Below are 21,040 nucleotides of genomic sequence, written 5' to 3' on the forward strand. Positions count from 1 at the left end.
CTCACCCAAACCCACTGCGACACCATCGCCCTCCGCCTCAACACCCGACCACGCCCTACACTCGACCTCCTCACACCCGCACAAGCACTCGACAAAGCACTACTTGCACCAACCAGTTGAAACCGCCCTCCCTTCACCGCGTCCGATGCGGCGAAAGGAGCCTTCGTCCCGGCCGGACACTGCCCGTGATCGGCGTTTCCGGCTGCAGGCGCGGCGTGAGCGAAGGCGTGACTCGCGTGATCAGGCACGTAACTCGCGTGATTGGAGGCCGCACTCGCGTGTTCCGCCTCTGATCACGCGAGTTCCGGCTTCAATCACGCGAGTTCCGCCTTCGATCACGTGAGTGCGGTGTCGCGCCCCCTCAGCCCCGGGTGATGAACGGCGGTTGCAGGGTGCGGAGCACGACCAGGATCGGATTCGACCCCACCGTCCCGAATTTCACGCCGCCCACCGAGGTCACGTTCACCGTGCGCGGCCCGATCAGGTCGTGGTGGAAGATCAAGAAGTACGCCTCGAACCTTCCGTCGGCGCCGACCCTCACCACCCCCGGCGCGGAGATGCCGGCCGACCAGGCCAGCCGGACCATCGCGCCCGGCGGGAAGTCCGTTCCCCGCACCCGCGGGACGAAGCCGAGCGTGCCGATCTTCGGATCCACCTCGACCACCGGCTGCCGGACCAGCACCCGCGCGGTCGCCGTGTCGTCCCCGGCGTTGTTGTCCGGCCCGGTGGTGCTCACCGTGCCGGACACCTGGCCGTCGAAAGCCGCCTTGGCGGCCAAGGAGATCCGGACCGTCACGGTCTGCCCCGGCCCGACCGTCCCGAGCGCGCAACTTCCGGGCACACATCCGGGCGCGGCCGAAGTCGCGGGGAGCCCGGGTGGCAGCTGGGTCGTGAGCCGGACGGACGGCATCGGGGCCCGGGAACCGTTGTGCACCAGGTAGGTCAGCACCACGTCGTCGCCGCCGACGAACAACGGGACCGCCGAGACCGACATCCCGACCGACAAGGATCCGGGTGTCACCGGTGGCGCGGGCTTCTCGCCGACCGTCACGACCGCGGTCGCGGAGTCGTCCCGCGCGTCGGCGTCGGGGCCGGTCGTGGTGACCGTGCCGGTCGCCGCCTGCGCTCCGGCGGCCAGGCCGGTCGCGCCGAACCGCACCCGGACCTCCTCCCCCGGCACCAGCGTGCCGAACGCGCACACCAGCTCGGGGGTGCAGGTGCCCTTGGTGGGGAGCACCGCCGCCGATCGCAGACCGGCGGTCAGCCGGACGAACAGCCCCACCCCGGGCGACGTGGTGGCGCCACGGTTGGTGACGACGAACTCGAACGTGGTGAGTCCTTCGAACGGGATCGCGGCGGGTACGGCGCTCGCGCTCACGGCGAGGCCGGGGATCCGCTGGAACGTGGGCTGCGAGGCCCCGCCGGGGCCGCCGATCAGGATCCGGGGGTCGCCGCCGGTGAACGGCACGACCGCGATCCGTGGCGAGGACTCGCCCGGCGAGTTCGTATAGGCGACGAGCCCGCCGTCCGGCGACCAGGCGGGATCATCGACGAATCCCGTGCGCTGCACCAGGATGCGGCCCTGGCCACCGTCGGCGGGCGCCACGCAGACCAGCGCGTTGCCGCTCTGGAACGCGAGCGTGGCTCCGTCCGGCGAGACGTCCGCCGCGCCTTCCGCGCCCGCACCGCAACCCGGGCCGAACCGCGATGAGAGGTCACGCTGGTCCCCCGGCACGACGACATCGGGTGAAGGCTGGGTCAGGGTGACCTGCCACAACTGCTTCCGCCGGTCTTCTCCCGGCGGGGCGACGGCCATGACCGCGGTCTCGACGGCGGTGCCGTTCTTCCCTCTCGCCGTGCACGTCACCGTGGTGGCACCGACCGGGAACAGGCTGCCGGACAACGGCGTGCAGCTCGGCTCGAGCGGGCTCCCGTCCACGTCCACCGCGGTCGCGGGATATTCGATCACCATGGGGCCGGTCCCGGTCACCGTCCGGTCGTGCAGCGTGATCAGGGGCAGGGCCGGATCCTTGACGCGCACGGTGACGTTCTCGGTGTATCCCGGCCGTACGGTGGACTCCCCGTTCAACCGGAATTCCACGCGGCAGCGCAGGAAAGCGCCCACGGCGGTCGTCTGGGACACCGTCACCGTTTCGGTGAACCGCGCGTTCGTGCCGCCGGGAACGCTCTGCGGGCCCGCGGGATCGAACGTCATCGCGAGGCCGGGATCGCAGAAGCTCACCGGCTGCACGCTGACCGGGAGATCACCGATGCCCGCGATGATCGCCTCCGAGATCCGCCCGGCGTCGGTGTCGGGCGTGAGGACACCGTCGGTGGCGCTGGTGATCGCGGTCGCCTGTCCTCGCGCGTCGAGGCCGCGGTCGGGATCCGTGCTCGACCCGGTGACCGCGGGAACGGCCACCACACTGATCTTCGCCGCGTTCAGCGCGGCGATCACCTCCGCCCTCGGCGGGGTCTCGTGGCTCGCGGCGTCGCCGACGAGGACGACGACCCGGCTGCTGCCCGGCCGGAAGGTGATGGCTCCGGTCGCGACCTTCCGCAAGGCCAGAAGCCAGTCCTCGGCGGTGTCCCCGCCGCCCGTCGCCTTGATCCGGGCGAACGCGTCGGACAGCAGCTTCCGCTCGGCCTCGGTGCCCGCCGGGGTCAGCGGCTGCTGCACATCGAACGGGCGCGGCTCGGGGTCGCCCGCGTCGCCGAAGGCCGCGACGGCGAACTGTGCTTCCTTCTCCCGCTCCCGCACGCTGTCGATGACCGTGCCCAGGTTCATCTTGACCTGTTCGATCACCCCGCCCATGGAGCCGGTCTGGTCCATCAGCAGGACGATGTCCGGCAGGGACCGGATCCGGTCGGTCTGCACCGTCTTGGCGATCCGCGCCGACCCGCCACGCCCCACCGGCATGTCCACCGTCGCGGGGTCCACTCTGGACGGTCCCGGCGGCCCGATCCGGGTGGCGGCCCGGGTGAGCGTGATCTTCGTGCCGTCCGCCGACCACACCGGCTGCGAGTCGTCCCCGCGCAGATGCGCCGGGATCGGGATGTCGCCGAGAACACGGCCGTCGGCGACGCGCACGATCCGGACGAAGCTGTCGGAACCCTCGCCGATCGACACGGTCCGGGTGAACGCGATCTTCGTCGCGTCCGGCGACCATGCCGGGTGGCGCTCACGTTTGCCTTCCTCGGCCCCGGTCAGCGGTCGCGGCGCGGCGCCGTCCGCGTTCGCCACGACGATCCGGCTGGTCCGGAACTCGCCGGTGCCGAATTCCGTGTAGGCCAGCGCAGTCCCGTCCGGGGAGAAGGCGGGATCGGCTTCGTCCGCGTCCGGCCGGTTCGTGAGGTCGCGACGGTCGCCGCCGCGCGCGTCCGCGCTCCAGATGTCGGTGGTGGCCCCGCCGCGGAGCTGGGTGAACACCGGCTGCCCGTCGGCGCGGAAGGTCGGTTCGGTCTCGCCGACGCCGGACAGCGCGGAAATGACCGAGACCTGGCCGCCGGGCAGGGTGACCTGTTCGACGTCACCGAGCGGATCCGGTTGACGGGTGGTGAAGGCCAGCCGCGTGCCGTCCGGCGACCACGCCGGCTCGGACGAATCACCGGGTTCCGGTACCGCCCGGGTGACCGCGCCGCCGGTGTCGGCCATGACCACGACATCCCCGGCCGGGTCGAATCTGGTGGTGGTGAACGCGATCCGGGCACCGGTGGGGGCCCAGGCGGGCTGGGTGTCCGCGCCAGGGTCGGCGGTCAGGCGCGTCGGCGTGCCGCCGCGCGACGGCACGGTGTAGAGGTCGCCTGCCGGGTCCTCGCCGGTACCGCTGAACACGAGACGGCCGCCGTCGGGCGACCAGCTCGGCGAATCGTCCGCGGCCGGTCCGGAGGTCACCTGGCGCAGCCCGCGACCGTCGACGCCGATCACGAAGATGTCCTTGCTGCCCGTGCGTTCCGAGACGAACGCGACCGACGAACCGTCGGGTGACAACGCCGGCTGCGTGTCGGCGGTCGCGTCGTCGGTCAGGCGCACCGGAACCCGGGTGCCGTCGCGCAGGTACCAGAGTTCGCCGTCGTGCTCGGCCCGTCTGCTCACCCACACCAGGCCGCCTTTGCCCGCGGACGCGTCGGAATCGACGCTTCCGACGCCCGGCGGCAGCGCCGCCACCACGCCCGCACCGGAGACCTGAAACAGGCCGGTGGTCGCGGCGCTGACGTAGCCGACGCGGTACGGCGCGGCGGGAGGCGCGGGCTGCTGCGCCGCGGTCGGCGCGAGCACCCCGGTGATCACCGCTCCGCCCAGCACCGCGACGAACGCGATCGCCGCCACCGCTCGGTTCGGGCGCATGGTCATCCAGTCCTTCCTCAGCCGGCCTCGAACAGCTCGATCTCGGAGATCGCCACGTCCATGCCGTCCAGCGAGCGATGCAGCCCGACCACGTGCAGCTCGACACCCGTCGCGCCCGCGCTGTTCTCGATCGGGATCTCCTGGGCGTCCGGCGTGTCGGCCAGCACCATGTCGTAGGTCTTGCCGGTGGAGAACACGAGATGCAGGGTCTTCGGCCGGTGCGCGGCCTGGAAGTTCGCGCCGTTGCCGGAGTGCACGATCGCCTTCCGCAGATCGACCGGACGGTCGAAGGTGAACACCAGTACGGGTTCGCCCTGGCCGGCAGCCGCCCAGAAGGTGTTCTTCGCGTTGTCGCTGACCAGGTTCCCCGGGTGGCCGGGCGACTGCGCGCTCGCGGTCACCTTGCTCGGGCGCACCGGGTTCAGCTTCGTCTCGAAGATCCCCGTCACCTGACTCCACAAGCCGATCGCGGCGGTGTTGATCGCTCCCCGGAACGGTTGGTACAGCGCGTAGATCAGCGCCGAGAGCACCAGCATCACCGCGATCACCCGGCGGACGGCCTTGCCCACCTGGCGGCGCGCGGCACCGGCGCGGCCGGCGCGACGGCGGACACCGTCCTTACCCGGGCGATCCCCCGCCTTGTGCTCCCGGGGGCCGCGGCGGAACAGCCGCCGCCACCACGAGGTCTTCACGACCTCCGATTCGGCAAGGGACGCGCCGCAGCGGCCGCAGAAGTTGCGGGTGGGCACGTTGCCCTTGCCGCATCTGCCGCAGATCAGGTCACCCGGTTTGAGGACCTGCTCCTCGACCGTCCGCTGCTGCGGCTGCCGGACCGGCGCGAGCGGTTCGGCGGGCTGCACGACCTGGTGCTGGGCGACCGGCTGGCCCACCGCGACGGGTTCCTCGTCGTCCCATTTCAGGTACCGCCCGCATTCGCCGCAGAACTCGACGTCGGCGGGGCCCTGATGCCCGCATTCCCGGTAGATGACCATCCGCTACCCCTCCACCACTTCCACCGTGACGCGCACGTGGGCGGGCACCGCGTCCACGACCGTCGCGGTCAGCCGCCGTTCGTCGATCCGGCTCCGATCGGGCACCCGCACGCGGACGTGGACCCACGGCGGCCCCGGATCAGGGAGCGGTGCTCCGGGCTCCGGCGACGCCACGACACCGCCGCTGTCGGTCACCTCGACCGCGCCACCGGTCAGCAGCCGCACGTGCTCGGCGAGCCCGCGCTGCGTGCCGCGCCACCGATGCAGTTCGACCGACCGGGTCACGAGTTCGCGCAGCCGGACCGGGCTCCAGCCTTCGTCGACGCGCAGCGCCACCCAATGCGCCAGCCAGCCGACGAAATCCTCCGGTGCCAGATTCGGGTCGAGGTAGCCGGAAAAGTTGTCCAGCGTCACGAAAACCGGTGCGAGCACTTCGTCGAGCGCACCGGTGAAGCCCTGGACGAACCGGTCCTCGGCGTAGACCGAGGGCAGTTGCTCGCCGATCGGATGCGGGCTCGGCAGCCCGGGCACGGCCACTCTCATCGGTCACCCTCCCGGACCCGGACCTGGTGCCCGAAGGAGAACGCGAGCGCGTGGGGCGGCAGGTCGAGCCGGTCGACCTGCTCGCCGCGTTCCCGCGTGACCGGGTTGGCCGCGAACAGGCGCACGTCCTCCACCATCTCGACCCCAGGAAGCCGTTGCAGCACCGCGAAAACCTCGCCGGACTGCACCGGCCGCCCGAACGGCCAGCCGTCGCCGTCCGGCCCGCCGGTGAGCGGGTTGAAGTAGTCGTAGAGCGCCTGCGTCGCCCGCGGGCCGAGAGTGCCGGGGCTGGTCCGGCGGCGCGACCGCAGCCGGGCGACGACCGTGACCCCGTGGTAGAACGGCGCTTCCACGGACACGAGGGCGCCGACACAGCGGCGTTCGTCCAGATACCGCTCGATCCGGGTCCGCATCCCGGGGTCGAGCATCAGCGTCGCGAACTTCAGCTCGCCGGTGTCGGGGACGGCGGGCACCACGAGAACGCGGATCGCGCCGGTCTCGCGGCCGTCGGCGCCGTGCGCGGGCACACAGCGCACCCTCGCCGCCTCGGGCGCCGCTTCACGGGCGAGCTGTTCGTAGTCCTCGGCGGTGACGGCGCGGTCGCGGGTGCGCAGCAGCAGCGGGCCGCGGACCGCCGCGTCCCGCACCGACTCGCCGTCCACCCCGCCGGTCGCCGGCCGCCGGTTCACCACGCTGCTGACGAACGGGATCGGATCCCGTTGCACCTCCAGCACTTCGCGGGCGACGTTCCCGCGCCGGCCGCCACCGGCCCGGTACGACGGCACCCGGATCGCGGCGGCCTTGGCCGGAACGGCGCCGTAGTACCGGACGCCGCCCTCGGGCTGGCGCACGGCGGGGCCGAACGCGAGCTCACCGGCGACCCGGTCGAGCTGGACGTGCCGGTCTTCCGGGCCCGATTCGGCGAACGAGGACACCTCGGTCCATTCCTGCCAGCCGTCGGGACCGGACACCTCCACGATCAGCTCGTCCCCGCCGGCGACCACCGGACGCCTGCCGAGCGGGAACCGCTGTCCGGGCAGGCCGTCCGAGGTGCCGACGATCTCGCCGTGTACGACCTCGGCGTGCACCGCACCGACCGTGCCGCCGATGGTCGACGCCTCGACCGAGCGCAGCCGCGGCGACCGCTGGAAGAACGGCTGGTTCTGCTTCGGTTCCGTCAAGCGGCAACGGATCCAGCCCGCGTGCCGCCCGCCGAGCACCGACGCCGTATGCCCCGGCGGCACGTGCAGCACGACGTCCCCGGGCCGGTTGAACGCTCCGGTGCTGTCCCGGTCGATCTCGCCGGCGGCCCAGCCGTGCCCGTCCCAGGCCTCCCACACCCACGGCGGGTCGTGCGGATCGACACCCTGCCCCTCGACCTCGCAGTCCATCCGCAGCAGCACCGCGCAGCCGGGTACGGCGTCCGACAGTCCGAAGTAGACGGCGTCGCCGGGCGCGGGGTTTTCGGCGAAGCACGCGGGTTCGCCGCCGACCAGCAGCCCGTCGGTGCGGTCGACCGGCGGCACACCGGGGTCCGCGTCACCGGTCGCCAGGCCTGTGAGCGAGCACGGCACGATCGTCAGCGTGCGCTCGACGGTGAACACGACGGGATCCTCGACCTCGTCGCGCACACTCGCGACCTGTTTCCCCGCGGGGACGACCACCGGGACGTCACGTGCCGCGGAAAGCCAGAACGTCACGTCGGTGCGCGCGGCGGTCGGCGCGAACAACCGCACGCCGATGAGGTCGAGGAACCGCAGGTAGTGCAGGTCCGGCACCCGGTTGAGCCGGTAGAGCACCTGGTCGACCATCTGCGCGAAGGTCTCGATCAACGTCACGCCGGGGTCGGAGACGTTGTGATCCGTCCATTCAGGACAGTTGCGCTGGACGAGGTACTTGGCTTCGTCGACCAGGTCCTGGAAGCGTCGGTCGTCGAGATTGGGCATGGGCAGGGACATCACGCACCGTCCTCAGTGGACTCGTGCGGCGGGATGACGTAGAAGGGGAACACCAGGTTGCGCGGGTCGTTGGTCCCGCGCAGGTGGTATTTGATGTCGATCAGCAACGTTCCGCGTTCGGCCTCGGAGAACCCGACCACGACGTCGGTGAGCGTGATCCGCGGCTCCCACCGCTCCAGCGCGGTGCGCACCTCATAGGCGATCTGCCCGGCGGTGGCCGAGTCGGCTGGTGCGAACACGAGATCGTGCACCGCGCAGCCGAACTCGGGCCGCATCGGCCGCTCACCGGGGGCGGTGGCCAGGATCAGCCGGATGCTCTCGACGACTTCGCGCTCCCCGCCGACCAAGGCGATCGACCCCGTCGCGTCGGTGCGCACCGGAAAAGCCAGCCCCCTGCCGAGGAAATCCATGTCATCCTCCGATCAGGACGGTCGGGCAGCCGAGGACGATCGGCGCACCGCAGGCAGCCAGGTCACCCATGCGGGCCGCGGGCAGGCCGCCGATCAGGACCGTCGGGCAGCCCGGCGACGCGATCGGCGTCGGCGGATGCACCGCGGGCGGCGGGAACGAGCAGGTGTGCGGCGTGCCGACGGTGGCGGCGGGCACCCCGCCGATGAGCACGGTCGGCACACCGGGCCCGGCGATGACGCCCGGATGCCCGGTCGGGTCGCCGACCCTCGCGGCTGGTGGCATGCCCACTCCCCCTCAGTTGATTTTGACCACGCCGCCGCGCACGGTCACGACACCGCTCGCGCTCAGCTCCGCCTGGCCCTGTCCCTTGACCGAAACCGTCGCGCCTTCGACGGTCACGCCCGCCGTGCCCGAAAGCTTCAGGCTGCTGCGCGCCTCGACGGTCGCCTCGGTCGCCGACCGCACGGACACCTTCTGGCCCTTGAGCTCCAGCGGACCGCTGCCCGCGTCGATGCTCACCCCGTTCCGCGCCTTCACCGTGACGCCCTTGCCGCTGGTCACCTCGATCATCTGGTTCTTCTGGTCGAGCTTGACCACGAGCTTCCCGTCCCCGGACGCGACGACGATGCCGTCCTGTTCGGCGAATTCGAGCTTGTGCCCCTTGCGGGAGACGAAACCCCGCACGGCGATCTCGCCGCTGGTGCCGTCGATCGGCGACGCGGTGAACTTCGGCACCGCGTCTACGCCGTTATACAACCCGCCGAGCACATACGGCGCCTCGAAATCGCCTTGCTCGAAGCCGACGAGCACTTCGTCGCCGACCTCGGACATCACCATCGCGCCCCGCCCGTTCCCGGCACCGGGTTGCACCGTGCGCGCCCAGTTGCTGGTGAAGTTCTGATCCAGCCAGGGAAAGGTCAGCTTGACCCGGCCGAGCCCGGCGGGATCCTTGGCATCGCTGACCACCGCGGGCACCACTCCGGGCCACGCTGACGTCCTGGAGCCACCGGCGACCAGCCCGTAGAGCGACCGTTCCTGCCTGCCGGAGACGGCGAACTCGGTGGTGTAGCCGACTTCCGCGTTGAACAGGTGCCGGGTGCTGGTGAGCGTGTACTTGCCGGCGAACGGTTTGCCGACGCCGGTCAGCGTCACCGCCGCGCCCGCCCGGAGCTTCGGATTGCCCTTGGCGACCCCGTCGAGTTCGGTGCAGGCGCCGCCGAGCCGTTCGGACAGCGCGACCGCCGCCGCCTTGGTCTCGGCCTGGGTCCGCCGCGGCGTATCCGCCGAGACGTACTTGGGGCTGGAGAACTTCTTCGCGAGCGCGACCGGGTCGACACCTTCGACCTCGGTTCCCGCGTTCTTCGGCTTCTCGGTGGCCGACAGGGGCTGCTTCCTGGTGATGTCCCAGCCGCGGGCCTCGACCTCGGGCACCTGCTCGGCCGCGGTGACACTGGCGCGCAGGCTGACCAGCGTCCGGTGTGCCTCCAGCACCAGCGGATCGGTGTTGGCCTTCGCGGTGGTGGCGGGTGCGGCCGAAGGCTTCTCCGCGAGGCGGAAGTTCAGCGCGCCGTCGCGCACGACGATCTGGGCGCCGACCGACTCCGCCAGCCGGGACAGGAACTCCCAGTCGCTGACGTTGTCCTGGCTGAACTGGGTATGCGGGCGGCCGCCGACCCCGGGGACCGGATCGATCTTGCCGACCTTCAGCCCGGCGCGCTGCGTCACCTTGGTGACGACGTCCGCGAGGCTCATCCCCGGATAGACCGCGACCCGGCGGCCACGGAACAGCCGGTGCGCGTGGTCGTAGCCGCGGACTTCGGTGAAGGTGCCGATCCGGTCGAGGTCGATCGCGACCGCGGTGACCTCGCCGGAAAGCAGTTCCTGCGGCGCTTCGGGATCGGAGGTCTGCACCTTCAGCTTGATCGGCGCGCCGACGGTGAACTTCCCCTTGTCCAGCACCACGTGCCCGGAGTCGCGGAACCGCAGGACGAACATGTCCGGCAGGTTCCGGCTGTCGTCGACGAAGGCGTAGGACAGCAGCGTCTTCACGTCGTCGGGCAGCGGGCCCCCGGCGACCTCGACGATGAGGTTGTTCGCGAAACTCTCGTTAGCCATCGAGTTCCTCCAGCGCCGGCACGAGCAACCGGGTGCCGGGCCGCAGGCGCATCGGGTCGTCGATGTCGTTGGCGTCGGCGATCTCGCGCCACTTCCCCGCGTCGCCGTAGGCACGGAACGCCACCGCCTGCAGGGAATCACCGGCGACGAACACGTGGGTGTCCCGTGCCGCCAGCGCACCCGAGGTCGGGTTCTGCCCGCTCAGCTCGCCGGCGATCTCCTCCAGGTTCACCGTGCAGACCGCGCGCACCGGGGTCCCCGACGGCGTGAACAGCGTGTACTTCGCGGTCACACTGGCGACGTACGCGGGGAAGCCGGTCATGCCGCCCCATTTGAAGATCACCCACGGCGGCGAACCCTTGCCGTGCTGGCGGCTTTCCTCCGTGGCGACACAGCAGGTGAAGAGCTGCTCGACCTTCTTGACGACGGCGTCGTCCATCTTGTCGGTGGCGTCGAGGAACATCTCCAGCGCGAGCTTGCACGGGTCCGAGCCCTTGAACTCGGGCGGTCCGCTCTTCTTCGCGTTGCGCTGTGGATCTCGGGCCCATTTGGCGTTCTTGGTGAGCGAGAGTTCCTTGGGGTTGAACTGGAACTTGATCTCGAACAGCTTCGCGCCGGGCTGGCCGGTGCCGCCGGACTGCGGGGGTTTGCGGACCTCCAGCAGTGCGCGCTGGAGGTTGTTCGGCGCGGGTTCGCCGGAGCCGTACGCCGCGGGCGGCTGGGATCCGGCGGAGGTGAACGTGACGGGTGAGGACATGGCTAGCCCTTCTTCGCCGGGCTGAGAAAGCCGTGGTGCGCCAGTTCGAGCGTCTCGGTGGCGACCTTCGGCGAGTCGGGCGAAAGCTGCGGCCCGCTCCAGCGCACGGGGACGACACCCTCCAGCGACCAGCTGGCTATCACGGTGCCTTCGAGGGTGCGCGCTTCGATCGTCGCGGTCTTGCGCTCGATGCCGCCCGCCATACCGGCGAACCATTTGGTGATCTGCGAGCTGGCTTCGGTGACCGGGCGGGACAGCTTGATGTTGGAGTACTTGATCCGCGTCGGGAGCTGCCAGACCATCCCGTTGTTGCCGCCCTCTTCCCGCTGCTCCATGACGAACTCGCAGCCCAGCCCGTCGCAACTGCTGAATGCGCCGAGGTTGCCGAGGTTCTTGTCGTCGAGCTTGACGACGTAACAAACGGCGACGGCTTCTTCCGCGTCCGGCATCGGCTTCTCCTTCAGTGCGGGCGATCGGTGAGCGCGCCGCGGCGCTCACGGTCGAGACGGAGTTCGGTCTTCAGCCGCCGCAGCAGCGGGTCGAAAAGCTTCTTGACGAGTTCCTCGGTCTCCGGCTGCGCCGCCTGTGCCGTCGCGGGCACCGGCGCCGCGGCCGGCGGTGCGACGGGCTCCGGCGGTGGTGGCGTTTCCGGGTCGCGCTGGACGACCGGGGGTTCGGGCTGTCGCTGCACGACGGAGGGTGGCAGGTTGAGCACGAGACCATTGCCGCCAGCGGCGGCCTTGCTGGACACGATCCGTTGCACGGATTGCGTTTCGGGTCTCGCCGGCGGAGGCATCGTCGTCGGCTGATGGACGGTTCCGGCGTCTTGACGTTGAACAACCGCCTTGCCCGTAAACGTCTCTGGCATGAGCGGAGTCCTCGGTGACACGGAAGGCAGCGGAGTGGCACCGCCCCCGCTCAACATGGCGGTCAGGGTCGGGCGCTGGTCGACCGCCGCCGGTGCGGGCAAGACCGCGGCCGTGCCGTCGACGACTCGTGCCACCGGCAGCGGTGACGTCGAGATCACCGATACCGGTGGCGCGCTCACCGAGGCGCCCGGCGTCCCGTGCGGCTCCGCGATCTCTGGTGTCCCGGACCGGATTCGCGGTGGTTCGGGCGAGTGGAAGGTGGTGTCGGGTGAAGATCGCGACAAGGTGACCGTCGGCAGGTTAGGCGGCGGTTCGAGCGCCCGGGAGACCAAGATCGGCGCTTCTGCGTGCTCCTGTGACGGTTCGTCGCGGAGGCGCTGCACTGGCCTCTGAGCCGACGTCGGCCCCGCCGATCCGTCGCGCAGACGTTGCACCGGTTTCTGAGCCGATATCGGTCCCGCTGATGGTTCATCCCGCAAGCGCTGCACCGGCCCCTTGACCGAAGGCAGCTCCCCTCGCGATTCGTCACGCAAGCGCTGAACCGGCCGGTGAGCCGACGCAGGCTCGCCCGGTGACTCATAGCGCTGCACCGGCCCCTGAACCGACAGCGGACCTACTGGCGCCTCGCCGCGCAAACGCCGCACCGGCCGCTCAACCGACGCAGGCTCCCCCGATGACTCAAGGCGCTGCACCGGCCGCTGAACCGACTGCGGTCCTAATGGCGCCTCGCCGCGCAAAGGCCGCATTGGCGGCTGAACCGACGCAGGCTCGCCTGTCGCTTCATGGCGCTGCACCGGTCCCCGAACCGATAGCGCCGCTGGCGATTCATCGCGCCCCACCGACGACTCGTCCCGTAAACGCTGCACCGGCTTCCGAACCGAAGGCCCGGCCTGCGACACGTCCCGGTGTTTCGGCGACGGAAGTTCCAGAGCAGACTCGACGACCACACGCTGGACGGCCGGTATAGAAGTCGGCGTCTCCACGGGCATGGCCGGAAGAGTCCGCTCCTCCCTCGCCATCTCGGCCGGCGCCGGAACCGTGGGCAGCACCGGGGTCTCGACATCGCCCGCCAGCGGCGCGTCCACCTCGGCGACGCTGTCTTCTACCACTGGTACGTCGACACTCGGCGCCTCCGCCTGGACCGAGTCCGGCAAGATCGGCGCACCGAGCCCCAACCGCCGCGGGACCGCCTCGACCTGTTCCGTCCGCTGGACGACCGGCAGCCCGGGCCGCGATGGCTCGACCGGCCGCGGGGTCACCACTTCCGAGGTGGGTGACTCGGCGAGGAGAGGGACCGGCACGGTCTCGACATCGACCGGCTCGGGCGTGGACACGATCGGGTCATGGTCAGGTTCGGAAGTCCCGGCCAACCTCGATTCGGCCGCGGGCTCCGGCGTGGGGACCGGAGCGCTCGGGGTTTCCGACCGGATCGCTTGGACCGTCCTCACCGGCGGGCGCACCGACGAGCCCGCGGTGGTCAACGGCATCGACGGCCGGTCGGCGTCACGCGACGCCACCGCGACAGCCGGCAGCACGAGCGTGGCCGTCGGCTCCAGCGCGACAATCGGCTCGAAAGCCGGCCCCGGCTCCTCCGGCGACGGCTCCTCGTAGGGCTGCCCAGCCTCCGCAGGCACGGATTCCTGTTCAGGGGTAGGGCTTCCGGTCACCGGACCGTCCGGCTCGGCGGCACGCTGCACCGACATTCCCCAAAGACGTGACAGCACGCCACGTTTGCGGGCAGACCGCTGCACCACCGGCATGTCCGGCGGTGCCATCGGCGCGCGCGCGAGCCCGTCGATGACACCCGAGGGCTCCGCCGGGCCGACCCGGTGGCCCAGCGGCTCCAGGTAGGCCGGACTCCGCCAGGACGCCAGCGAGGAACTGAACCGCTGCACCGGATTGATCAACGGATGCCCGGCGACGACGCGCTGGATCGGCGGCAGGGTTCGCCATTCGGCACGGGTCACCGGCAGCGTGGCCGGTGACGGCGTGTCCGGAGGCGTGCCCGGCTCCTTCCTGCGCCACGTCCACATCGAAGCGTCACCGTCCCTCGCTCATCCGAGTGTTGATCCGGGCGATCTCGGCGACGTAGGTCAACCGGTCGTGGTGTTCGAGGTCGAGGATGTCGTCGAGCGACCAGTGCAGGTGATAGGCGACGTACGCGACTTCCTCGTGCAGCCGTCCGGCCGCGTACGTCACGATTCCCCCAGGCGGCCGCCGGCGACGTCGACGACGAACTCGTGGCCGCACTCCGGGCAGGCGACGCCCGCCCGCGTATGGCCTTCGCTGTTGATCCGCCGGTACATGTCCTGCAGGAACGCCAGATCCGAAGCGAACAGGTTCTCGATGACCCCGGCGTGCACATCGGTGACGTCGCCGATCCGGGTGATCACCCTGGCCAGCAGCACCACCGTGAGGAAGGCCGAGTTCTCGCGCACCCGGTCGTCCCGCAGCGGGACGAGCTCGTCCCGCGCGGTCGCCAGCCGCATCACGCCGGAGTGGTGCACGTTTCCCGCGTCGTCGACGTAGCCGCGCGGGAGTTCGAACGCGAACTCGGTCCGCAGCTTCGGTCGCGCCTGTTCTTCCGGCACGACCGGAGCTTCTTCGGCCGGCGCCGACGCCATCACCCTGCGCATGGGCTCACTCGACTTCCATCTGCTCGTAGGTGACCACGAGCTTCTCGGTGAGCACGCTGGTGTCGCCCGCCTTCAGCGCGCCGATCTCCAGGCTCTTCGGCCACGCGTTGGTGAGCTTGTAGCGTTTGATCGGGGCGCCTTCGTAGTCGTAGACGATGATCGCGCCGCCCTTGCGAGCGGAACCCATTTTGCCGAAGTGCGCGTCCTTGACCCATTTCTCGAAGCTGTTGTCTTCGGTCAGACCGCGGCTCAGCGTCACCTCGCCCGCTTTCGGGCGACCGGGGAGCTTCTTGATGACGTACTTGCCGTCCACGGTGTTCTGTTTGAGCTCGATGACGTCCTGCTCCATCTTCAGTCCGGAGACCTCGGAGATCTGCTTGATCTGAACGCCGTCGATCTCGAGCCCGAAGGAGCAGCCGACGGCCTTGTCAAGATCGGGAAGTGCCATTTCGGAGCCCTTTCACTATTCGTTGACCAGGCTGGTGCCGCCGGACATCTGGGCCAGCCGGAAGATCACGAACTCCGCCGGTTTGACCGGCGCGATGCCCACTTCGCAGATCACCTGGCCGAGATCGATCCCCTCGGCCGGGTTGGTCTCCCGGTCGCATTTCACGAAGAAGGCCTCGTCGGGAGTGAGGCCGAACAGTGCGCCCTTTCGCCACTCCATCACCAGGAAAGCGCTGATCGTGCGCCGGATGCGGGCCCACAACGCGTCGTCGTTCGGCTCGAACACGACCCACTGGGTGCCGTTGAGGATCGACTCCTCGAGATAGTTGAACAGCCGCCGCACGTTGAGGTAGCGCCACGCCGGGTCGCTCGACAACGTGCGCGCTCCCCAGATCCGGATCCCCTTGCCCGCGAACGAGCGGACGCAGTTCACGCCGATCGGATTGAGCAGTTCCTGCTCCGCCTTGGTCAGATGCGTTTCGAGCGCCAGCACGCCGCGGACGACCTCGTTCGCCGGTGCCTTGTGGACACCGCGGGTCGCGTCGGTACGCGCCCACACGCCCGCCATGTACCCGCTCGGCGGCACGTAGGTGTTGGTTCCGCTGGCGGCGTCGAGCACCTGCACCCACGGGTAGTACAACGCCGCGTACTTCGAGTCGTACCCGGCCTGGTCCATCCGCCAGGAGCGGACCTCCTGCGGGTTGAGCCCGGGCGGCGGGTCGACGATCGCCATCCGGTCACCCATCAGTTCGCAGTGCGCGATCATCGCCAGCTGCACGGCCTTGACCCCGTCGAGGTCGATCAGGTCGCGCTGGTGGGCGGCCATCAGATCCGGCACCGCGACCATGGTGATCTCGTCGATCGCTTCCAGTCCACCGAAACCGGTGCGGTCGGCGACGTCGCCGACGTAGTCGTCGGCCGCGATGCGACGCGGGACGGGCGGCGGCTGCGGCGGCTCGGTGAGCACCGCGGTGCCACGGTCCGGCTTCGCCACCGCGCCACCGGTCGCGAGCTCTTCGATCGTGATGAAGCTGGACTTCTCGCGCACCAGCGTGACGACGTTCTCCTTGGTGCGCTTGGTGGTCACGTTGTGGGTCTCGACGACCTTGCCGTCCTTCTTGACGAGCACGGTGAACCGGTCGTCGCCGGGGTTCTCGCCGGTCGGTTCGGCGACCTCGACGGTGAGCTCTCCCGGTTGTCCACCACTCGTGAGCTCTTTCGCGACGAACCGGTAGCCACCGAGCACGGCCTGGCGTGTCGCCGCCTTCGACGTCTCGCCGTTCTCCTGCCCTCGCGGACCGCCGATGCGGACGATGTAGCAGTTGGCGCCGCCGTTGAGGAAATAGCCGTAGACCGACTGGGCCAGGTAGCAGCCTTCGACGAAGTCGCCGAAGGTCTGGGTGAACTGGGTCCAGTTGGACACCAGGGTGGGCGTGTTGAACGGCCCGTCCGCCGCGAAACCGACGAAGGCGGCGACGGCGGTGCCCACACCCTCGATCGGCCGGGCGCCGGCCTCGATCTCCTCGACGTACACACCCGGCGTGAGATAGGTGGGCATGCGTGCCTCCCCTTTTCGGCGCACTCGCTGACATCGGCGATGCTCCTGTGCGGGCGTTCGCGGCGAAACGACCAAGCGGCTAGGTCCACGGGAACCAATCTCTGCCCGAAAAGGCAACTGCCCGTTCGGGCAGCGGTGCCCGCCCCTCCGGCTGTTGGCAACCGGCCCGGCGAAGCCGAAAGTGGAGGCATGCCGGCGGGCCGGGACAAGGCGACACAGGCCCCGGCCGCGCACCCCGCGCGGCCGGTCAAGCCCGCGCGCCGTGCCACCCCACCCGCGCTGCTGCGGTTGCAGGCCGCCGCGGGCAACGCGGCGGTGACCCGTCTCGTCGGTTTGCAGCGCAGCAGCTGTCCCGCTCCCCCGGTCGCGCCCACCGGCGTGACACCCGAGTCGGACCCGAAGTTCGGTTCGCTCAAGAAGGACGTCAGCGGCCAGGCGAAGGCGGCCAAGGCGCATCCCCCGGCGTCCGCGGAGGTCAAGAAGGCGCAGGACGCCGCGGTCGCGCCCGCCGACGACAAGGAAGCCCAAGCCAAGGCGGCGCAGACAGACAAGATGGCCGCCGCCAAACCGGCGGGGTTCGACAAGGCCGCCTTCGTCGCCGCGGTGAACGCCGCCGTCGCCAAGCAGGCGCCGAAGAATCTCGACGAGGCCGACAAGTTCGCCTCGTCCGGCAAGGCGGACCAGATCAAGTCCGAAGTGATGGGCAAGGTCACCAGCGGCAAGGACGCTTCCGCCAAGGACGTCACCGATCGCACCAAGGAAGCGCCGGACACCAGCAGGGCCACGGAAAAGCCGGTGAAACCGCTACCGGAGACCCCGCCACCGCCCGCGTTGTCCCCGCCGGACGCCCGCAAGGCCACCCCGGACAAGGCCCCGCCCGCCCAAACCGACCTTCGCGCCGACCAATGCGAAACCCACGGCAAGATGGCCGAAGCCGGAGTCACCGACCAGCAGCTGGCGCAGTCCAACGAGCCCGAATTCACCGGCGCGCTCGCGGCGAAACAGGAAGGCGAACAGCACACGGCGTCGGCGCCCGCGGCGGTCCGCGAGTCGGAGGCGGGCCAACTGGCCGCCGTCACGGGTGCGGCGCAGGCGTCCGGGCAGGCCGCGATGGCGGGGATGACCGGCGCGCGATCGTCGTCCGGGCAACGCGGACAGGCGGCGAAGTCGGCCACGAAGGCCAAGGACGAGCAGGACCGGGCGCGGATCACCGCGGAGATCAAGGCGATCTTCGAAGAGACGAAGACGAAGGTCGAGGGGGTCCTCGGCGCCCTCGACGATCAGGTGGCCAAACGGTTCGAGACCGGCGAGGCGGCGGCGAAGGCCGCGTTCACCGCCGACCACCAGGCCCGGATGAAGAAGTACAAGGACGAACGCTACGACGGCGTCACCGGCGCGGCCCGCTGGTCCTACGACCTGTTCGCCGGCTTGCCCGCCGAGGCGAACAACCTCTTCCTGGAGGCCAAGAAGGTCTACGAGTCGAAGATGCAGGGCGTCATCGGCGAGATCGCCGATTTCGTCGGGCAGCAGCTGACCGAAGCGAAACGGCTGATCGCCGAAGGCCGCGAGCGTGTGCGGCAGAAGGTCGACTCGCAGTCCCCCGCCCTGCGCAAGATCGCGGGCGAGGCCGCCAAGGAGTTCGGCAGCCAGTTCGACGAACTGGAGAACTCCGTCGACGAGAAACAACAGTCGCTGGTCGAGGATCTGGCACAGAAGTACAGCGAGGCCCGCAACGCCGTCGACGAGGAGATCAAGGCACTGCAGGCGGAGAACAAAGGCCTGTGGGACAAGGCGAAGGAGGCGATCGGCGGCGCGATCGACACGATCCTCAAGCTGAAGGACATGCTGCTGAGCGTGCTGGCGCGGGCGGCGAACGCGGTCGGCCTGATCATCGCCAAACCGATCGAGTTCCTCGGCAACCTGGTCAACGCGGTCAAGACCGGCGTCATGAACTTCGGCGCGAACATCGTGCAGCACCTCAAGGACGGCCTGAAGGCGTGGCTGCTCGGAAATCTTGCCAGCGCGGGTATCGAGATCCCGGAAACGCTGGACGCCAAGGGCATCCTGAAGATGATCATGTCGCTCCTCGGCCTCACGTGGGCGAGTGTCCGCGCGCGGATCCTCCGCTTCATCCCGGAACCCGTGCTAGCCAAGCTGGAGCAGACGTTCGAGGTGGTCAAGATCCTGATCACCGAAGGCGTGCCCGGGCTCTGGCGCTGGGTGGTCGAGAAACTGGGCGACCTCAAGGAACTGGTACTCGGCCAGATCAAGGAATTCGTGATCGAGAAGATCGTCAAGGCGGGGATCACCTGGATCATCTCGATGCTCAACCCGGCGGCCGCGTTCATCAAGGCCTGCAAGGCGATCTACGACATCGTCATGTTCTTCGTCGACAAGGCCGCCCAGATCAAGGAATTCGTCTCGTCGGTGCTGGACTCGGTCGAGTCGATCGCCCGCGGCGGGGCGGGCGCGGTGGCGGGGCTGATCGAGCGCACGCTGGCGAAGGCGCTGCCGATGGTGCTCGGGTTTCTGGCGAGCCTGCTCGGGCTGGGCGGGATCTCGGAGAAGATCAAGTCGATCCTGGAGAAGGTCCAGGCCCCGGTCGGCAAGGTGATCGACACGGTGGTCGGGACGATCGTCAAGGCAGGGAAGAAGATCTGGTCGAAGCTGAAGGGCAAGAAGGACGGGGACAAGGACACCGCGCGCAGCCGCAAGGTCAAGGAGGACGCACGCCGTCGGTTGTTGGCCGCCGGACCCACTTTGCACAACATCCAGGACCTGCGTCAGGCGGCGGCCAAAATTCTCGGTGAGCTCCGGCCCGCCGGGCTCAAGGATCTCAGGGTGATTCCGGGCCAGACCGCGGACGAGTTCAGTGTCGAGGCCACCGCCAGCCCCGGCACTCCTGTGATCAAAGGCAAGAAGGGATCACGTGACGCCCAGGCCACGGTCACCGTCAACGCCAGCGTCACCTTCGACAAACCTCCGAAGTACAAGGAACGGTTCGGCGCCACCGCGGCCAAGGACAGCAGCGGCCACGTGCTGATGCAGGACGGGAAGCCGGTCATGGTGGAGAACACCCTGCCGGCCACCTTCGGCGAATCGCGCGGATACCGGCAGCTGGGCGGCACGGTGGGCGGGATCATCCTGCCACCGGCACCAGGATCGACCGAAGCGAAGCTGCGGACCTGGAACACCGGAAATCCGGTGAAGATGTCGAACTCGAGTCATGCGGAACGGCAACTCTCCGACTGGATCCGCAATGATGCCGACAAGTCCGCCGTGGTCACCGACGTCAACATCGTCCTCACCGGCAAATACTCGCCGTGCCCCGGCTGTGCGAGCACTCTGAAAAGTCTTCGCGCTTTGCTGCTGGACCGCCTCAGAGAGCACAACGCCAAGGCTCCGGAAGGCAGCAAGCTCACCCTCAAAGCGTCGATCGACTATTCGAATACCCGGAATCTCTACCCGGACTGGCCGGACGCCGCCGCTTGCGCAGCGGCACTGAGCGGCTGGAGTGTGAATGGCGCGCCGCCGAAGGAGGACGCGGACGGCAACTTGACCATCACGCCGGCAGGCCCTTGAGTGCTTGATCAACCGGCCAGCCTCGCAGGAAGCCTAGGCCTCTTCTTCGCCCTCTTCCTCGCGCTGCACGTACGTCTGCGCCATCTTCTCCTCTTCGCCTTCCTCGGCTTCCGGAGCTTCCTCGCGCTGGACGGCGGCAGAATCCTCGGCTGAATGCCCACCGTCCTCACACCGCTGCACGGCAGAGGTAGGTGCGGGAGCCGACATCAGCCGGTCCGCGTTCGCGACGGCCTCGCGCTCGAACCGATCCGAGGGATCCGAAACCTTCACGCCGCCACCGGCGTCCGTGCCCTCGACCGGGCCATTGCGCTGCTGGACGACATGCGTCAGCTCGTGCGCGAGCATGTGCTTGCCCGAATCCGAACCCGGGTCGTACTTGTCCCGCTGGAACACGATGTTCGAACCCACCGTGTAGGCCTGCGCGTTGACGGATTTCGCCGACTCGTGCGCGGCGCCGTCGGTGTGCACCCGGACGTCGCCGAAGTCGTGCCCGAAGCGGCCCTCCATGTCCGCACGCGTCGCGGCGTCCAACGGCGCGCCGCCGCCGGAGCCGACGACGTCGTGCACCGGCGAACGTTCTTCTTCGACCAGGGTGTTCACGCCCGCGTTTCCCACGGCGCGCTGCAGGTCCAGCAGGCCGGCGGGACCGAGGACGTCGGTGCGCCCGGCCGCGGCGGCGCGGCCCCGCAGGCCGCCCTCGTCCCGGTCTATCCGGTCGCCCTTCGGCCGCAGGCTCGGTTCAAGGTCGTTGTCGTGACTGTGCCCGCGCATGGTCCGCTCCCTCGGTCGCTACGCCGCCCGTCCAGCTTGCGCCGTCGCCGCGC

Annotated in this window: 18 protein-coding genes; 3 read left to right on the forward strand and 15 right to left on the reverse strand. The window is 69.7% G+C overall.

Annotated features, from left to right (window positions below; all coding sequences use genetic code 11):
* Positions 1-361: 361 nt before the first annotated feature.
* The 10 genes from DMC61_RS40525 to DMC61_RS40570 are packed head-to-tail and all read right to left on the reverse strand — an operon-like array spanning position 362 to position 11,887.
* On the reverse strand, positions 362-4,354 hold the full coding sequence (locus DMC61_RS40525; RefSeq protein WP_125695721.1) for a VWA domain-containing protein: 3,993 nt from the start codon (positions 4,352-4,354) through the stop codon (positions 362-364).
* Between the two features lie 11 nt (positions 4,355-4,365).
* Positions 4,366-5,340 carry a zinc ribbon domain-containing protein gene (locus tag DMC61_RS40530; RefSeq protein ID WP_125695722.1) on the reverse strand — a complete coding sequence of 325 codons (975 nt, stop codon included), beginning with the start codon at positions 5,338-5,340 and terminating at the stop codon, positions 4,366-4,368.
* 3 nt (positions 5,341-5,343) lie between these two features.
* Positions 5,344-5,883 carry a phage tail protein gene (locus DMC61_RS40535; protein ID WP_125695723.1) on the reverse strand — a complete coding sequence of 180 codons (540 nt, stop codon included), beginning with the start codon at positions 5,881-5,883 and terminating at the stop codon, positions 5,344-5,346.
* On the reverse strand, positions 5,880-7,841 hold the full coding sequence (locus DMC61_RS40540) for a putative baseplate assembly protein (RefSeq protein ID WP_125695724.1): 1,962 nt from the start codon (positions 7,839-7,841) through the stop codon (positions 5,880-5,882). Before DMC61_RS40540 ends, DMC61_RS40535 begins: the two co-directional genes overlap by 4 nt.
* Entirely contained in the window at positions 7,841-8,251 is a 411-nt protein-coding gene (locus tag DMC61_RS40545) for a GPW/gp25 family protein (RefSeq protein ID WP_016333598.1), read from the reverse strand. Before DMC61_RS40545 ends, DMC61_RS40540 begins: the two co-directional genes overlap by 1 nt.
* Position 8,252: 1 nt before the next feature.
* Positions 8,253-8,534, reverse strand: a complete 282-nt coding sequence (locus tag DMC61_RS40550) for a PAAR domain-containing protein (RefSeq protein WP_125695725.1) — start codon at positions 8,532-8,534, stop codon at positions 8,253-8,255.
* Positions 8,535-8,546: 12 nt separating this feature from the next.
* Entirely contained in the window at positions 8,547-10,367 is a 1,821-nt protein-coding gene (locus tag DMC61_RS40555; RefSeq protein ID WP_125695726.1) for a VgrG-related protein, read from the reverse strand.
* Positions 10,360-11,124 (reverse strand): LysM peptidoglycan-binding domain-containing protein, encoded by a 765-nt coding sequence (locus DMC61_RS40560; protein WP_125695727.1) that lies wholly within the window; start codon positions 11,122-11,124, stop codon positions 10,360-10,362. The genes DMC61_RS40555 and DMC61_RS40560 overlap by 8 nt, the downstream gene beginning before the upstream one ends.
* Positions 11,125-11,126: 2 nt before the next feature.
* Positions 11,127-11,573 carry a phage tail protein gene (locus DMC61_RS40565; RefSeq protein WP_063274550.1) on the reverse strand — a complete coding sequence of 149 codons (447 nt, stop codon included), beginning with the start codon at positions 11,571-11,573 and terminating at the stop codon, positions 11,127-11,129.
* An 11-nt stretch (positions 11,574-11,584) separates the two neighbouring features.
* On the reverse strand, positions 11,585-11,887 hold the full coding sequence (locus DMC61_RS40570) for a hypothetical protein (protein WP_125695728.1): 303 nt from the start codon (positions 11,885-11,887) through the stop codon (positions 11,585-11,587).
* A gap of 103 nt (positions 11,888-11,990) precedes the next feature.
* Between DMC61_RS40570 and DMC61_RS40575 the strand changes: the two genes are divergently transcribed.
* Together DMC61_RS40575 and DMC61_RS40580 are read left to right on the forward strand one after the other, a co-directional pair.
* Positions 11,991-12,386, forward strand: coding sequence for a hypothetical protein (locus DMC61_RS40575; RefSeq protein ID WP_125695729.1), 396 nt, complete (start codon positions 11,991-11,993; stop codon positions 12,384-12,386).
* Positions 12,387-12,980: 594 nt separating this feature from the next.
* A complete protein-coding gene (locus tag DMC61_RS40580; RefSeq protein WP_125695730.1) occupies positions 12,981-13,604 on the forward strand; it encodes a hypothetical protein in 624 nt (207 codons plus the stop codon).
* Between the two features lie 429 nt (positions 13,605-14,033).
* On the opposite strand, the gene DMC61_RS40585 is transcribed toward DMC61_RS40580, so the two are convergent.
* From DMC61_RS40585 to DMC61_RS40600, 4 genes are read right to left on the reverse strand one after another with little or no spacing between them, the layout of a single operon-like run.
* The gene (locus DMC61_RS40585) at positions 14,034-14,192 is read right to left on the reverse strand and encodes a DUF6760 family protein (protein ID WP_016333592.1); all 159 of its coding nucleotides are present in this window, start codon (positions 14,190-14,192) and stop codon (positions 14,034-14,036) included.
* Positions 14,189-14,629 carry a hypothetical protein gene (locus DMC61_RS40590; RefSeq protein ID WP_125695731.1) on the reverse strand — a complete coding sequence of 147 codons (441 nt, stop codon included), beginning with the start codon at positions 14,627-14,629 and terminating at the stop codon, positions 14,189-14,191. Before DMC61_RS40590 ends, DMC61_RS40585 begins: the two co-directional genes overlap by 4 nt.
* Before the next feature lie 4 nt (positions 14,630-14,633).
* Positions 14,634-15,077 (reverse strand): phage tail protein, encoded by a 444-nt coding sequence (locus DMC61_RS40595; protein WP_063274553.1) that lies wholly within the window; start codon positions 15,075-15,077, stop codon positions 14,634-14,636.
* A 15-nt stretch (positions 15,078-15,092) separates the two neighbouring features.
* Entirely contained in the window at positions 15,093-16,634 is a 1,542-nt protein-coding gene (locus DMC61_RS40600) for a phage tail sheath family protein (RefSeq protein ID WP_063274554.1), read from the reverse strand.
* A gap of 189 nt (positions 16,635-16,823) precedes the next feature.
* Between DMC61_RS40600 and DMC61_RS40605 the strand changes: the two genes are divergently transcribed.
* Positions 16,824-20,216, forward strand: coding sequence for a hypothetical protein (locus DMC61_RS40605; RefSeq protein WP_233595110.1), 3,393 nt, complete (start codon positions 16,824-16,826; stop codon positions 20,214-20,216).
* 33 nt (positions 20,217-20,249) lie between these two features.
* Here DMC61_RS40605 and DMC61_RS40610 read toward each other — a convergent pair whose 3' ends face one another.
* Entirely contained in the window at positions 20,250-20,987 is a 738-nt protein-coding gene (locus tag DMC61_RS40610; RefSeq protein ID WP_125695732.1) for a DUF4157 domain-containing protein, read from the reverse strand.
* Positions 20,988-21,040 lie beyond the last annotated feature (53 nt).

The sequence above is a fragment of the Amycolatopsis sp. WAC 04169 genome (genome assembly GCF_003947535.1).
GTDB classification, from domain to species: domain Bacteria; phylum Actinomycetota; class Actinomycetes; order Mycobacteriales; family Pseudonocardiaceae; genus Amycolatopsis; species Amycolatopsis keratiniphila.